General features: G+C 34.6%; 12 protein-coding genes. 5 read left to right on the top strand and 7 right to left on the bottom strand.

The genetic code is table 11. From position 1 onward, the window contains the following. Positions 1–51: 51 nt before the first annotated feature. Positions 52–1,221, bottom strand: a complete 1,170-nt coding sequence (locus Q8X41_RS15130; protein WP_397540281.1) for a CDP-glycerol glycerophosphotransferase family protein — start codon at positions 1,219–1,221, stop codon at positions 52–54. 296 nt (positions 1,222–1,517) lie between these two features. On the opposite strand from Q8X41_RS15130, the gene Q8X41_RS15125 reads away from it, so the two are divergent. Then, the gene (locus Q8X41_RS15125; RefSeq protein ID WP_397537093.1) at positions 1,518–5,117 is read left to right on the top strand and encodes a CDP-glycerol glycerophosphotransferase family protein; all 3,600 of its coding nucleotides are present in this window, start codon (positions 1,518–1,520) and stop codon (positions 5,115–5,117) included. A 101-nt stretch (positions 5,118–5,218) separates the two neighbouring features. On the opposite strand, the gene Q8X41_RS15120 is transcribed toward Q8X41_RS15125, so the two are convergent. The 3 genes from Q8X41_RS15120 to Q8X41_RS15110 all read right to left on the bottom strand — a co-directional run bounded on the left by Q8X41_RS15120 (position 5,219) and on the right by Q8X41_RS15110 (position 9,023). Next, positions 5,219–5,440, bottom strand: a complete 222-nt coding sequence (locus tag Q8X41_RS15120) for a hypothetical protein (RefSeq protein WP_397537092.1) — start codon at positions 5,438–5,440, stop codon at positions 5,219–5,221. A gap of 318 nt (positions 5,441–5,758) precedes the next feature. After that, positions 5,759–6,778, bottom strand: coding sequence for a UDP-glucose 4-epimerase GalE (gene galE / locus Q8X41_RS15115; protein ID WP_397537091.1), 1,020 nt, complete (start codon positions 6,776–6,778; stop codon positions 5,759–5,761). Between the two features lie 61 nt (positions 6,779–6,839). After that, a complete protein-coding gene (locus Q8X41_RS15110) occupies positions 6,840–9,023 on the bottom strand; it encodes a CDP-glycerol glycerophosphotransferase family protein (protein ID WP_397537090.1) in 2,184 nt (727 codons plus the stop codon). A 462-nt stretch (positions 9,024–9,485) separates the two neighbouring features. On the opposite strand from Q8X41_RS15110, the gene Q8X41_RS15105 reads away from it, so the two are divergent. Both Q8X41_RS15105 and tagD read left to right on the top strand, forming a co-directional pair. Further along, entirely contained in the window at positions 9,486–10,640 is a 1,155-nt protein-coding gene (locus tag Q8X41_RS15105; protein WP_397537089.1) for a CDP-glycerol glycerophosphotransferase family protein, read from the top strand. An 80-nt stretch (positions 10,641–10,720) separates the two neighbouring features. Next, entirely contained in the window at positions 10,721–11,125 is a 405-nt protein-coding gene (tagD, locus tag Q8X41_RS15100) for a glycerol-3-phosphate cytidylyltransferase (protein WP_397537088.1), read from the top strand. Positions 11,126–11,394: 269 nt separating this feature from the next. On the opposite strand, the gene Q8X41_RS15095 is transcribed toward tagD, so the two are convergent. Then, positions 11,395–12,555 carry an aminotransferase class I/II-fold pyridoxal phosphate-dependent enzyme gene (locus Q8X41_RS15095; RefSeq protein WP_397537087.1) on the bottom strand — a complete coding sequence of 387 codons (1,161 nt, stop codon included), beginning with the start codon at positions 12,553–12,555 and terminating at the stop codon, positions 11,395–11,397. Beyond that, positions 12,500–13,027, bottom strand: coding sequence for a hypothetical protein (locus tag Q8X41_RS15090; RefSeq protein WP_397537086.1), 528 nt, complete (start codon positions 13,025–13,027; stop codon positions 12,500–12,502). Before Q8X41_RS15090 ends, Q8X41_RS15095 begins: the two co-directional genes overlap by 56 nt. Positions 13,028–13,450: 423 nt before the next feature. On the opposite strand from Q8X41_RS15090, the gene Q8X41_RS15085 reads away from it, so the two are divergent. Continuing rightward, the gene (locus tag Q8X41_RS15085; RefSeq protein ID WP_397537085.1) at positions 13,451–13,663 is read left to right on the top strand and encodes a sporulation histidine kinase inhibitor Sda; all 213 of its coding nucleotides are present in this window, start codon (positions 13,451–13,453) and stop codon (positions 13,661–13,663) included. Between the two features lie 238 nt (positions 13,664–13,901). Continuing rightward, positions 13,902–14,582, top strand: coding sequence for a hypothetical protein (locus Q8X41_RS15080; RefSeq protein WP_397537084.1), 681 nt, complete (start codon positions 13,902–13,904; stop codon positions 14,580–14,582). A 14-nt stretch (positions 14,583–14,596) separates the two neighbouring features. On the opposite strand, the gene Q8X41_RS15075 is transcribed toward Q8X41_RS15080, so the two are convergent. Then, the gene (locus tag Q8X41_RS15075; protein WP_397537083.1) at positions 14,597–15,292 is read right to left on the bottom strand and encodes a YqjF family protein; all 696 of its coding nucleotides are present in this window, start codon (positions 15,290–15,292) and stop codon (positions 14,597–14,599) included. Between the last annotated feature and the right edge of the window lie 107 nt (positions 15,293–15,399).

Raw genomic sequence — 15,399 nt, 5'->3', positions numbered from 1 at the left:
TAAGTCAAAAAGCCCTACCAGTAGCGGTAGGGCTTTAATTTATTTTAGCTATTATTTTCCGAATACTTGTTTGACTAGGCGCTCTGAGGCTTTGCCGTCTTCCCATACGCAGAATTTTTCATTAAAGCGATTGAATTGATCTTGTGAGTAGTGTCCTTCTTTAAGGGAACGGCCGATTTCTTCGAATAGGTCTTGTTCGTTTTGAACGATTTTCCCTGGTGCATCTGCTTCGATGTCGATGTAAAAGCCGCGAAGGCGATCGCGATAATCTTCTAGGTCGTACATGTAGAAGATGATTGGGCGATTCAAGATAGCATAGTCAAAGAATACGGATGAGTAGTCTGTAATTAATAGGTCACTGATTAAGTATAGGTCTGCGATATCATAGTAGTTTGAAACGTCTTTGATAAAATCGCCGTATTGGCTGAAATCAAAGTTTTCGGATACAAGATAGTGCATACGTGCAAGTAATACAAAATCGTCGCCGTATTGTTCTTTTAATTTTTGAATATCAAATTGGAATTGGAATTTGTATTTCCCTTTTTTGAAGAATTGATCATCACGCCATGTTGGTGCGTAAAGGACGATTTTCTTGTTATCAGGAATGTTCAATGATTTACGGATTTTCGCAATTTTCGCTGGATCTTCATGTTGTAGTGCATCGTTACGTGGGTACCCAGATTGAATCATCGGTCCTTTAAAGTGGAAGGCACGTCCAAGAATTTCTTCGGTATATGGGTTTGGTGCTACAAGATAGCTCCAGTTTTTTGATTCAGCAATGATATTCTTGCGGTATTTCTTTGTTTTTGTACCAGGCATGTGAACTTCTTCGATGTCTGTTCCTAGTTTTTTAAGTGGCGTACCATGCCAAGTTTGTACATAAGTTGTGTCTTTTGGTCGTGTCATCCATTTTGGGTAGCGTACGTTGTTTATCCAATATTGTGCACGCGGGAAAGTGAATAACCATTTAAGAGTGAATCGTTTCATATAAGGGACACCCATTTCTTCGAACATTGGGATACTGCCTTTATCAACACTCCAAATTAGTTTGTATTCAGGATTATGTTCTTTCATATATTCATAAATTGCTCGTGGATTATCACTGTAACGTTTGCCGTGAAAGCTTTCGAATATGACCAGGTTTTTAATACGAGGCGCTTTGCGTCCGATAAAGCGGAAAGCCTTAGCAAAATATTTCTTAAATGTTTTGTTATTTAACATCATCTTTTCACTCTTTCATGTGGTATTAAAATGTTTATGTAAAAATTTAATCTGCAAATTATCATAACATAGATAGGCATGTCCAGCAATCAGACGCTGTAACAGCAACATTTAAATAGGTATATTTGTGTCATTTTGAAGGACAATAAGTTATGGGTTTCGTGACTTTTAATTTAGTCTAAATATAAATATTCTCCATTTTCTTCATTAAAAAATGATTAAATTGGTCTCATTAGCACCAAAAAAGTGCTACTATACGATAGGGATTATTTTAAAAATAAACGAGGTGATTTTCGATGATCGTAAAAGAACTGTATGGAAACTTTAAAGAAGTCTTAGATGACCGTAACCATAAGGAAGCTCATCGAAGAAATCAATTATACGCAAAGTTCTATGATACATTATCAATTATAGATCATTCTATTATATATGAAGTAAGGGACGGACAAAGTGTAACAGACTCTCCTTTTGCCGTATTCAAATATATTTTAGAACATGACACTCAAAAAAAATATCAGCATATATGGTCCATTCAACCTTCTGAAGAGTTAGAAAAGGTGATTGCTCCTTATCGTGAGATGACAAACGTTACATTTGTTGAACGTAATAGTGAAGACTATTTAAAATGGCTAGCTCAAGCTCAGTATATTTTGAATAACTCTACTTTCCAATCATTTTTCGTTCCTCGACCTGAACAAACTTACATTAATACATGGCATGGAACACCATTAAAATATATGGGCTATGATATTCCTGGAAATCCTTCTGGAAGTCAAAATGTCGTGCGTAACTTTTTGAATGCGGATTATATTATTAGTCCAAATGAACATTCTACCAAACTTTTTGCCGACGCTTTCCGATTAGATGGTATTTATGAAGGTTCTATTTTAGAAATGGGGTATCCACGTAATGATTTAACATTAAATTCAAAACGTGAAGATATCGTAAAACAGTTAAACCAACAAGGACTTGCCGTTTCTTCAGATGTGAAGATTGTACTGTACTCCCCTACTTGGAAAGGGACAGATACGAATAATGCAGATGATAATATGAAGCAAATTATTCGTGAGATGGATTATTTGGCAGAACAGATTGGTCCTCAATATCATGTGCTAATGAAGGTACACCCATTCCTCTATGATGTAGCAACAAATTATCCGGAAGCTCAAAGTCGACTAATATCAGATCTAATGGATATGAATGAATTACTCAGTGTCGTGGATGTTTTAATCACGGATTATTCAAGTGTATTCTTTGACTATTTAGTAACAGACAAACCTATTTTGTTCTATGCATGGGACAAAGATCTGTATTCTCAAAATCGCGGTATGTACTTAGATGAAAAAGAACTACCAGGTCCTATATATGAGCAAATTGATGAAGTTGCGAATGCTATTCTTCATATTGAAGATGTAAAAAAAGAGTATAGAGATGTCTATCAAGCAGCTAAAAAACGCTTTGTAGCATATGATGATGGCAAAGTGGCTGAACGATTCTATCGCTTGGTCTTTAACAAGGAAGCGTTAGATGATGTAAAAGTAGTACGTTTTGCAAATGAAAAAGAAAAGATCTTCATCTATCCTGGCGGTTTGATCAATAATGGGATTACCAATAGTTTTATCAACTTAACAAATAATATTGATTATGATCGGTACGATGTGACTGCCTTTGTAGCTTCTTCAGGCAAAGAGGAAGTACTGCATAACCAAAATCGTATCCACCCGAAAGTACGTTTTCTTTTTAAACCAGGTGTACCAGTCTATACGTTCCAAGAAGCTGTTCTTGATCGACTTATTCGCTCACATGGTCTAACCCCAAAGTTAAAACCGCATTATCCAAATAAGGCGTATGAACGTGAAATTCGCAGACTAACAGGTGGCGTACATTTTGACTATGCAATTGACTTTAGTGGCTACAGCTTTTATTGGTCAAAGCTTATATTAGCTTCAAATAGTACACGTAAAATTTGTTTCTTACACAGTGATATGAAAGCCGATCGAAATCGTACAGTGAATGGCGTTCGTCCACACTATCAAAATTTACTAACGATGTTCTCAGTTTATTATCAATTTGATAAATTATTGGCCGTTTCGGAAGCCACTATGAATTTAAATAAATCAAAATTAACAAGGTTTACAACAGACGAACAATTTGGATATTGTGTAAACACGATAGATCCTAATCGAATTTTAAATCCACCCAAAAAAGTCTATGATCAAATCAAAGAAGGTTCTCATATCGCTTTGATAAATGAAATTGGTAACTGGCAAATCCCGGCTGAATCAGTTTCTATTTATCGTACGCTGGACGAGGTAATGCAAGGAAATCCAACAATTCAACATGTTGTTCAAGCAGCTGATGAAATTCACATTTCCGCAAAATATCATTGGCGCAACGAAGACTATTGTAAAATTACGGTGAATGATATTTATGTTGGATGGTGCAAGGAATCTCAATTATTGATAAAAGAATTTGACAATGAACAAGATGTGAATATTTCTTATCAGGTTATGAATACTTTTGCAAAGCTTACAAATGTAACACCAAAATATTATGTGTGGAATTTACCTTTTGGTGCACCAGGAGCTCATAAGAAATCTGACGTTACATTTTTAAAAGATATGATTGTTCACATTACGAAGATGGCCGAAACACCACAAGCTACGTACTACTTGATCTCAATCGACAATCATGAGATTGGATGGATTAACAGTAATGCGGTCACCTTATTAGAAAAGATTGGACCAATGGCAAGTAGTAATCTTCTTTCACGCTCTATTGCCAATACCTATGTTAAGTTCCACTATAACAAGCATAAAGAATTGATCGATAAGGTGAATCGACTTGCAAAGTTAGAAGAAAAAGTAAAACAATACGGTTATATTTTAGAAGATCTTGATAGCTATAAAGTCTTTACAGAGCCTCCTACTCGTCCGGATAGTAAAATCGTTAAACATAAAAAGGATTTACGTGGCGAGCTTATTTTTGTTCATAAAAAACAAGTGTTTAAAGATCGCGTTTATTATTTTATGAAGAAAGGTACTTATGTCCAAGGCTGGATCGATAGTCGTAGTGTTCGATTAGTGCCAGCTGATTATTCTGTGTTCATCGATGAAAAAGATATTGTGTACCCAGCGATTGTTGAAGAAGATTCAGTTGGGGTATATAAAGAACTGCCTTCTACATCAGAGGTTGCAGATTTCATATTACCTGACGAACTCCGTTTAAAACCTTTAACAGTGAAAAAGGAAATGCGTACAGGACATGGTCATTCCGCATTACTTTATGATGGGGCTCAAAAAATTGGCTGGGTAGAAAAAAAGGTCGTAACACCTTATAATTGCTGGATTGATATTCACAACAATATTATTAAATTGAAGGATGATGATTCCTTTAAATTTGTTACAATGGGTCGTCTTTCACCTGAGAAAGCTCAGGATAAGCTCATTAAAGCATTTGCGCAAATTCATGGAGAATTCCCAAATACAAAGTTGTATCTACTTGGTGATGGCCAGTTGAGAAAACCATTGGATTCATTAGTAAAAAAATTAAAATTAAAGGATTCGGTATTTTTAACAGGGCAATTAGATAATCCATTTTCATTTATGAAGCAATGCGATGTTTTCGTTCTATCATCAAAATATGAAGGACAACCAATGGTGTTACTTGAAGCACTAACATTGAAGATGAAAATTGTAGCAACAAATATTGTAGCGAATCGTGCCGCTTTAGATAACGGCGACTATGGATTATTAACAGAAGATACATCTGTAGAAAGTATCTATGAAGCGATGAAGAAAATATATTTAGACCAAAATATGTCATTTAAAGAATTTGACTATAACACATATAACCAAAAAGCGATTGAAAACTTCTATCGCGAGATTCATGATTAGTTGAACAACGAGTGGCCTATTTCTGAGCCTGATTTGTTCATTTGGTAGGAAGAATGCCTGTCCGTGGAGTCGGTAAAAACCGATTTTACGGGCAGGCATTCTTATATTTTCATTAAAGAAAGATTATGGAAAATATAAAAATCATATGGTAGCTGAAGTTGTTCAAGCGTTTCCATAACAAATTTTTCGCCTATATCACCAGCGCTGATACGATTGTATTCATATTCTAAGTCTTTCTTTCTTGAATATACTGGCGAAAGGCGATGAATTAAACTTTTTAATGTCTCTAAATAATGTGTTGCTGAGTATGTTTTTATAATCAATATAATGCCTCCCTCTTATCCTCTTGACTTAACCATATAGGCTTTGTTGTTTTGTTGCAAAGTCGCGAAATCGCGAAAACAATAGCTTTATTGGTAGTGAAATTAAGTTTTGCGTACTGATATTGCATTATTTGATATTCAAAAATTAATTTTGCGCATTTTTTAGTTTTTTTTGGAGTTTATTCGTTCCACCCGCCTATTCGCTCCGGTTGAAATTGTATTTGCTATATCAGCAATTTACGTCCCCATACCAAGCAACTGCCGGAAAACTACCCATAAAAAAACCACGAAAACGATTTGTTTTCGCGGTTCTCTTTTTTATTCAAAGCCGTTTGGATTGCTAGATTGCCAACGCCATGTGTCTTCGCACATTCGTTCAATACCGTATTGTGCTTTCCAGTCTAGCATTTGTTCTGCTTTTGTTGTGTCTGCATAGCAGATGGCACTGTCTCCTGCTCGGCGATTGGTTATTTGATAAGGGACTTTCTTGCCTGATACTTTTTCAAAAGCATGCACTAGTTCAAGTACACTATAACCATTACCTGTTCCTAAATTAAAGGCATCAACGCCTGTATGATCTGACAGATATTCTAATGCTTTTAAATGCCCTTTTGCAAGGTCAACAACGTGAATATAGTCGCGGACGCCCGTTCCATCAGGAGTATTGTAATCATCTCCAAAGACAGATAACTTATCACGTTTTCCTACAGCTACTTGTGAAATATAAGGCATTAAATTATTTGGAATACCAGAAGGATTTTCTCCTATTTTGCCACTTTCATGAGCACCAATTGGATTGAAGTAGCGTAGCAATGCGATTCGCCATTCCTGATCAGCATGACCAATATCTTGCAGCACTTGTTCTACCATCAGCTTTGTTTGGCCATAAGGATTAATGGCATTGAGAGGAAAAGTCTCATCGATTGGGACCACTTTTGGAATACCATAAACAGTTGCTGATGAGCTAAAGACGATTTTCTTGATATTATGACGTTGCATTGCTTTTAGTAACTCGATTGACCCTTGCACATTATTTTCATAATAATAAAGGGGATTTTCAACGGATTCACCAACTGCCTTTAATCCAGCAAAATGCATAACCCCATCTATTTGGTAATTAGTAAAAAGTTGTTCTAATATTGCCTGATCGCGGATATCACCTTTTACAAACGAAAAGGTTTTTCCTGTGATTTCCTCCACTCGTTTAAGTGCAGTCTCACTACTATTACTCAAATTATCAAGTGCTACGATTTCGTATCCAGCCTCTAACAACTCCACACATGTATGTGATCCAATATAGCCTGCTGCTCCTGTTACTAAAATGCTTTTACCATGCAAAATGATTTCCCTCGTTTCTTTGATGAGCATCAGCTTCAAACTTACATAAGCCACTTAGATCTTATGTAAGAGATTCGTTACATATGAGGTTTTTGTGCTCATTTGGTGATTTTTCGAATACTTCATGCACTATTTTTTCTGTTGCGTGTCCTGATTCCCAACAACAAATTTGATCGTAGAAATTATTGTATTTGTCTTTATATTGTTCATTGATTTGATTGATATTCTTTACTGCATCAATAATTTCATCCGTTGTTTTTAAAATTGGTCCTGGCATTTCATTTTCATAATCTAAATAGAAGCCACGGAGTTTATCACGATAATTTTCTAAGTCATACGCGTAGTACAGAATAGGTCTTCTTAAATTTGAATAATCGAAGAATACAGATGAATAATCAGTTATGAGTATATCTGAGATTAAATATAGATCCGCTATGTCATCATGTTTAGATAAATTATAGACAAATCCTTCATAGCCATCAATATTCAAGTGATCAGCAATAAAGTAATGCATCCGTAAAATAATAATGTAGTCATCACCCAGCTTTTCACGTAGCTTTTGTAGGTCAAATTTTAAATCAAATTTATATTTGCCGGCTTCGTAAAACTCATCATCTCTCCATGTTGGAGCATATAAAATGACCTTTTTGTCTAATGGCATGTTGAGTGATTTCTTAACTTTTGTTATATAGTCTTCATTATTATTTTGGTATAGTGTGTCATTACGTGGATATCCGTATTCTAGCATTTTCTTATCAAATTTAAACGCTGATTTAAAAATTTCAGATGAGTATGGGTTTGCCGCAATAAGATAATCCCATAACCGTGATTGTTGGTAAAAATTCTTTTTGTATTTTGGATTTGCAGAATAAACTTCATCCATATCAAAAACAAGTCTTTTCAATGGCGTACCATGCCATGTTTCTAGAAAGATATTCCCCTCTCTTTTTTTCAAATGAAGAGGTTGACGCATATTGCTAACCCAATATTTTGAAGTGGCCATATGGTAGTAATAAGCAAGACTTAACCGTTTAACTTGTTTTGCATTTCCAGGAAGCTTTCTACCTGTTTCATTGAAAATCCAAACAAATTCATATTCTGGATAGTGTTCGACCATATATTCATAGATGGCTTTTGGGCTGTCAGCATATTGCTTTCCTAGAAAACTTTCAAAAACGACTTTCTTTTCTTTTAATGGTAATTTCATAAAAACATCACGATAGATTTGGCGATAAAATTTGTTGAGACTTTTTAAGGATTTCTTTGTATCCCTACCAAAATGGTGAAGTTTCAATACACGAAGATACTTCTTAAATTGTCTATTTTGTAATGCACGAAGTTCTCCACGTATTACGACGTTTTCTTTCTTTACACGTTCCTCTGAAATTAATTTTATTCCGCGAGAAAGCAAATGAAATGCGGGTTCTTTTTTATCTTCTTCTTTCATCAATAATATGAATTGTGAACGATACAGTTTAATCAGCTGTTTATCTAAGTATTTATTCACTTCTTCGTTATTTTCGTAGTCACTTTTTAAGCGAATATAAATATCGACAAAGTCATGTAGTAATACATCTTGATTGCGTTGATTTAGCGATGGGTTTGAAATGGGATCATTACGATCACGTTGGAAATAATAAGAAGTATTCACCCGAACAATATTATATTGCATATAAAAAGGCACCATAAAAGAAAGTTCGGAATAGCTATCAACCTTTTCGTCAAATTTTAATTGGAATGATTGAATAAGATGAGTTGGAAATAAAGTATTTAGTACAATTATATTCTTAAAAAATTCATATTGTTGGAGAGATTTTGTACGGAATGTTTCTTGTTCTTGTTCTTGTTCTTTTAACGATTCTTCTATTCCATCTTTTTTAGTGATTTTCACGGTATGACCTGTGTAAATTGTATCTGGCTCATTTCCTTGAAGAAGGTATTCGATTGCTTTTTCATGAAGTAGATCATCACTATCCGCAAAATATATGTATTCTCCTGTTGCTTTTTGTATGGCTAGATTTCGTGAAGAACCTACACCCATTCTTTTGCTATTTGTGATACATTCTATTCTTGTATCTTGAGCTATAAATTGATCAATAATTTGCGCAGACTGATCGGTCGAAGCATCGTTTACAACGATGATTTGAAGATTTTCGTATGTTTGTTCAACAATAGACTGTAAACATTCTTCTAAAAATTCTTCAGTATTATATACGGGGACAATTATACTTACACATTGTTCCATTTGAAGACACCTCTTTTTAACTTTTATCATTAAATTCCTTAAAATTGAATTTCAATTATTTTTTTCCGAATTAAATTAAAGATTAGATACGATACTTTAATTCCGCAGTAAAGGGAAGGAAAATCCCAAACTTTATAAAATCAATCTTTGTTGGGTATAAATAATGTAATTAAAGGAATAAGCCTTATTTACCGCATTCTAAAGTAGTAATTATTTTCTAAACGTACTTTTTATTTCGTTAATGAAAATTATCTCACCGAAAAATTAGAATTTGATGAGAAAAAATGATATTCATCCAGTTTTTTCTGTAAGTTAAAAGGATTGTTTTTTTTCAATAATTTTACTTATTAATATTAAATAGTCTAAGCGTAAGTTTAGTCATTCGATATCTTTTAGAAAATGGAACTCGAAATATGATATAATCTGTAACTATAGATAAGAATTTCTAGATTGGGTGAATGAATGAGAAAAGAATGGTTGATAGAACTGTTTTTATTTATAAATAGATGCATTTTTTCTGTGTTCAATTTGTTTCCTTTAAAGAAAAAAATCGTGTTTCTATGTGATTTTGGCGATAATGCTCGATTTGTCGTAAATGAGCTTGCAACTCGTGATTTTAAAGATATTGTTGTTTTACGAACTGGTAAATGTAAGGAAAGTTTTAACCGATCCGGAGCAAGCTCAGTACTATCATTTAAAATAACAAACTCTTTCGATTATATTCGGGGGCTTTATCATTTGGCGACAGCCGAAACGGTCTTAATTGATAATTATTTTGCAATTTTAAGTGTGACAAATTTCCGTCCTAACGTGGAATGTATTCAACTTTGGCATGCAGCAGGTGCGGTGAAAAAGTTTGGATTACAAGATCCAAGCGTTTTGTTCCGCTCCCCTGCTGCTATTCGACGTTTTAAGCACGTATATAGCCGTATGAATAAAGTAGTTGTCGGTTCGAATGAGATGGTGCCGATTTTCAAAGCAGCTTTTGGAATGCAAGATCATCAATTTTTGCGTTCAGGTATCCCACGTACTGATTTCTTTTATAATCCTTCTGCAATTGAATCAGCAAGACGTGAGATGTTAGCAAAATATCCGATGCTAAATGGAAAAAAAGTTATTTTGTATGCACCAACTTTCCGTGATCAACAGCTTGATGTACAAAGTATTCCTTTAGATTTTCGGGATATAATAGAGCAACTTGGCGAAAACTACATTATGATGATTAAATTACATCCGGCTGTAGCGCAAAATATGGGGACATTTGATCATCCATTAATCGTCTCAGTAGAAAACGATGTAGCTGTCAATAAGTTATTATGTGTGACAGATTATGTAATAAGTGACTATTCTTCTATACCATTTGAATTTTCTTTATTGGGTAAACCGCAAATTTTTTATCCATATGATTTGGAAAAGTATGAGATGGAACGTGGTTTTTGGACGAATTACAATCAATTAGTACCTGGACCTGTAGTATCAACAGATGATGAACTTGTATACGTGTTGCAAAAAGATGAGTTTGATATGGAACAAATAAAAGCATTTTCTACATCGTGGAATACGTTCTCAACCGGTCATGCAAGTAGCAAGTTGGTTGATTATTTATTGAATAAGTAAAAGTGGAGAACATCTGGGGTTCTTTCATTTTTGAATAAAGTGTAATATAATACGCATTAGTATATCTATGGAGGCACATTATGAAAAGAGTAATTACGTATGGTACGTTCGATTTATTACATGTTGGTCATGTTAATATTCTACGCCGTGCCAAAGCACTTGGCGACTACCTAGTTGTTGCAATTTCTAGTGACGAATTCAACGCATTAAAAGGTAAAAAAGCTTACTACAGTTATGAAGATCGCAAAACCATTCTTGAAGCTATCAAATATGTGGACGAAGTGATTCCTGAAAACAATTGGGAACAAAAGATTCAAGATGTAAAGGATCACAATATCGATACTTTCGTAATGGGACATGATTGGGAAGGAAAATTCGATTTTCTAAATGACTATTGTGAAGTCATCTACCTTCCACGTACAGAAGGCATCTCAACAACAAAGATTAAAAAAGACCTAAATGTAGCAGCAACTACTGTAAAATAATATACAAGAAAAAGAACCCCCTAATTGCATTCGGTATGCATTTGGGGGTTCTTTGTGTTTTAAAAATGTTTAGCTTCTTTCTATTTATAAGAGCTGTCCAACAATTATTTTTAAGCCCTTTAGATTGACCATATCTAAACATTCTTATTATATTTTTGCAAGAAAATAAGGCCGTCACTAATCCAATTGTAAGGATTAGTGACAGCCTTTATAAGTTTTAAGGGAAGATTAATTTGTTCATTATTAATCAAAAATTCTAGTTATGATATTTATAGTGCTTTGATAAATGCTTCTAGGCGGTCCATACCTTCTTTAAGTTCTGCATCTGAATATGCATATGTGATACGAAGGTAGCCTTCACCATAAGGTGTGAAGACGGAACCTGGGATGACGCCAACGCCGCCCTCTTTTCGTTTCATCAAGCGAAGTGCAAATTCTTCAGATGTTAGCCCGAATTTTTTGATAGATGGGAAGATGTAGAATGCACCGTTTGGTTTTTTCACTTCAATGCCCATTTGGATGAGACGATCATAGACATAATCACGGCGTCTGATATAACTTTCGTTCATTTCTTGCGGTGTGTTTTTACAATTTGTTAATGCTTCAATAGCTGCATATTGGCTAGGAAGTGCTGCACAAATAGCATTGAATGAATGAATTTTCGCAACTTCCCCTATTAATCTTGCATCCGCCATTAAGAAGCCGATACGCCAGCCAGTCATTGAATGAGATTTTGATAAACCATGGATTAGGAATAATTTGTCTTTTAACTCTTCGTAAGAACCAAATGAGCGGTGCTCTCCAACAAATGTATTTTCACTGTATATTTCATCTGAAATCACATAGATATCATGTTTTTTTAACACATCTGCAAGAGCATCCATTTGTTCATGTGAAATAGTAGCACCAGTTGGGTTAGACGGGAAGTTAAATAATACCGCTTTCGTTTTTGGTGTGATTAATTTTTCTAAGCGTTCAGCAGATGGCTGAAAGTCTGTGTCTGTTGTGTCTAAGTAAACTGATTTTGCACCGCAATACGTAATGATTGGTTCATATCCCGAATAGATTGGTGCAGGTAAGATGATTTCGTCCCCTACATCCAAGATGGTACGGAAAACAGAGTCAATCGCTTGTGTTGCACCATTTGTTACTAGGATCTCATCTTCAGGTTTGTAGTGACAATTATATTTTTCTTCGAAGAAGGCGGCCACTGCTTTACGTAATTCGATTAAACCTGGATTTGATGAGTAAGTTGTTAAATTGTTCTCAATCGCTCGAATCCCTGCTTGCTTCACTGCTTCAGGTGCCGGGAAATCCGGTTGACCGATTGTTAGGTTAATCGCATCTGGATAGTTGACTAACTGATTTGAAAATTTACGAATACCAGGCAATCCTAGCTGATCCATATGTGGGTTCATTGATAAAGACATTGAAAAATCCTTCTTTCGTTAGGTTAGATTTAAAGTCATTGTATTCATTATACTCATAAATCTGAAAAATTAAATATTTTATTTCTTTTTTAAAAGAGTTTTGAGTAAAAAAATTGTTTGTGAGATTGTGATTTTGATTTTGGGATCGAGGGTCTGAAATATTTGATAAATTGCAGATTTTAATTGATCTTTTGACCAGTTTATTCGCTCTTTTGGCCATCTTATTCGCTCTTTCAACCATCTTATACGCCCTTTTGACCAGCTTATTCGCTCTTTCAACCATCTTATACGCCCTTTTGACCAGCTTATTCGCTCTTTTGGCCATCTTATTCGCTCTTTCAACCAGCTTATTCGCTCTTTCAACCATCTTATTCGCTCTTTCAACCAGCTTATTCGCTCTTTCAACCAGCTTATACGCCCTTTTGACCAGCTTATTCGCTCTTTCAACCAGCTTATTCGCTCTTTCAACCATCTTATACGCCCTTTTGACCAGCTTATTCGCTCTTTCAACCAGCTTATTCGCTCATGTATATATTGAATTCATTATCCACAAATAAACCAAACCGTTTTTGTATTTTTGTGAGTACTATGTTGGGAAATCACTCGAAATTACAAATAAAAGCAATATTTCCATAAAAACTTTTCGACAAATTTCCCCATTTCAGGAAATTGTGGATAAGTTTATGCACAATTTCCACACCATTTTATATGTACTTTACCATTTATCCACACAGGTTAATCACATTTTATCCACGGTTTCTTGTGGATAAGTGGCTGGTTGTCTTGTATTAAACAATTTGTTAAATTAAGTGTACAACTTAGCAAACTATCCAATATATTCTTTCTTTTCATATATTAGAACAAAATCTTTTTTTACTTGGAGGTGAGATGATCAATGGAGACACTATCAGACGAATTATTAATCCAGGCATACAGTGACGCGAAAACTTATAATTTGAATTTAGACTTTATACGTTTGTTAGAAGACGAAATTCTTCGTCGTATCGTGGTAAAGTTGATATCTGAATCCAAAATAGAAAACATACCAACAATCAGCTCTTTACCAATAGATTCTAATGTAGTCAATGAGTATTTTAACCTTGCCTGATACCTTCTCTGATTGTGAAAATGATTTGATGAAAAGTGATTAAAATTTTTTTGTTTATCTTCCATAAAGAGATAGATTTTTTTCCTTTAAAATCTTTTTAGAAATTTTATTTTGCATTCTGATCATTCTTGAATAAGTTTCTTATTTTATCAATATCCGAAGGGTCCGCATATGCTAATTTATAGGCAGTTATCATCCATTGATAAATGGCTTATTAATTAGAGGGAGGATGTAAATTTTGTATCCTTATTCAAGTGGTAATACCTCATATTCTTTAGGGCAAATGTATGGGCAACCATACTCTCAATACACTGCCCCTATTCGTTTTTTCCTTCAACAACCACCATCCATTTACGATAACTGCTGTAAAAGTAAAGCTGAAGTCGATTTTATAAGTATGAATCGCCTCCTTTGGATGGAGCATGTCAATTGGACACGAATGGTTATTACGAGTATCGTATTTAACTTACCAGATGTACAATTTGTTGAGGAACGTCTTTTAAGAAATGCGACAGACTTAGGAAATTGTCTCCGACCGTTTTACGGCGATCAAATTGCAGATCGATATGCTTCACTCATCCATGACCACCTAACAATCGCTGCAGAACTGGTAACAGCAGCTGCAAAAGGTGATACAGCAACAGCAGCTGCAAAAGAGAAAGAATGGTATAAAAACGCAGACGACATTTCTTTGTTCTTAAGCTGTATTAATCCTTACCTAAACAAATCGAAAATTCAAAAAATGTTCTATACCCACTTAAGCTTAACGAAACAAGAAGCCGTCAGTATGATTCAAAAAGAATATAAAAAAGATATCGCTGTATTTGACCAGATTGTAATGGAAGCATTGCAAATGTCTGACATGATTGCGAACGGAATCGTTAAACAGTTTTGTCCATTATTTTATACATCCTATTGAATTATTGCAGATAATCAGCTTTCTTTTACTGGTAAGTAGAGGAAAGCTTTTTTATATTTTGAAAAGTGGGCTATAGGTTTATTTTCTTTTACATTACGCATTAGAAATGGCGACATCGAGTTTTCATGAACAGTACAATGTACTCGTTGCAAAATCCAAGGTGAATGCCGATTATATTGTCGTATAAGTCTCCCCACTACTTTCGTCCATAAATGATGGCGTTCTGTTAGCCAGTATTCTAATGGTGTTCTTTGGATTGGCTCAGAACTCACTTCAACGGATGCAATGAATACCTCTGGAAACTTCCCTGTATACTCCCATCTATTTTGAAAAGTTACTACCTTCTGATCAATCTTCGATGTCATATTTGCAAAGCGAAATGGCAAAAACCTCCCAAACTTTGCAAACTGTGAAACGATTTTATTATTTACATCTAAACTAAAAAAATAAACTCCTGATTTTCCTTTATGCTTTACATAAGTTCGTACATTTAGCTCAAAAAAAGTATCGATACTCGGAATAGAAGGCATCAACCTAGCTCTGAAATTCTTCATTTTGAAAAATATAATACCAATCCAAGCTTGATCTTCAAATGTATCAATCTCTAATTCAATCGGAACATATTGCCGTATATCCTCTGGTGCAATTGGCCAATGAAGAAAATACACATCATGCCATTCTTGCGTCATCACCCAAGGTAGCTTACTCATTAAATACCTCCTCTTCAAATCGCATGACTTCAGTATTCGCTATGTTTCTTTGTTTCAAACAGGGGTGAATATATGGTTATACAGAGAATAAGAAGAGTCTTCCACAT

Source organism: Rummeliibacillus pycnus (assembly GCF_044359855.1).
Classification (GTDB): Bacteria; Bacillota; Bacilli; order Bacillales_A; family Planococcaceae; genus Rummeliibacillus; species Rummeliibacillus pycnus_A.
The sequence above is the reverse complement of the archived record's forward strand: the minus strand, read 5'-3'. Positions and strand labels throughout refer to the sequence as shown.

Coding starts and splice junctions, on each gene's coding strand:
- Q8X41_RS15130 (WP_397540281.1), bottom strand. CDS start 1,221: ATGTTAAATAACAAAACATTTAAGAAATATTTTGCTAAGGCTTTCCGC.
- Q8X41_RS15125 (WP_397537093.1), top strand. CDS start 1,518: ATGATCGTAAAAGAACTGTATGGAAACTTTAAAGAAGTCTTAGATGAC.
- Q8X41_RS15110 (WP_397537090.1), bottom strand. CDS start 9,023: ATGGAACAATGTGTAAGTATAATTGTCCCCGTATATAATACTGAAGAA.
- Q8X41_RS15105 (WP_397537089.1), top strand. CDS start 9,486: ATGAGAAAAGAATGGTTGATAGAACTGTTTTTATTTATAAATAGATGC.
- tagD (WP_397537088.1), top strand. CDS start 10,721: ATGAAAAGAGTAATTACGTATGGTACGTTCGATTTATTACATGTTGGT.
- Q8X41_RS15095 (WP_397537087.1), bottom strand. CDS start 12,555: ATGTCTTTATCAATGAACCCACATATGGATCAGCTAGGATTGCCTGGT.
- Q8X41_RS15090 (WP_397537086.1), bottom strand. CDS start 13,027: ATGGTTGAAAGAGCGAATAAGCTGGTTGAAAGAGCGAATAAGCTGGTC.
- Q8X41_RS15085 (WP_397537085.1), top strand. CDS start 13,451: ATGGAGACACTATCAGACGAATTATTAATCCAGGCATACAGTGACGCG.
- Q8X41_RS15075 (WP_397537083.1), bottom strand. CDS start 15,292: ATGAGTAAGCTACCTTGGGTGATGACGCAAGAATGGCATGATGTGTAT.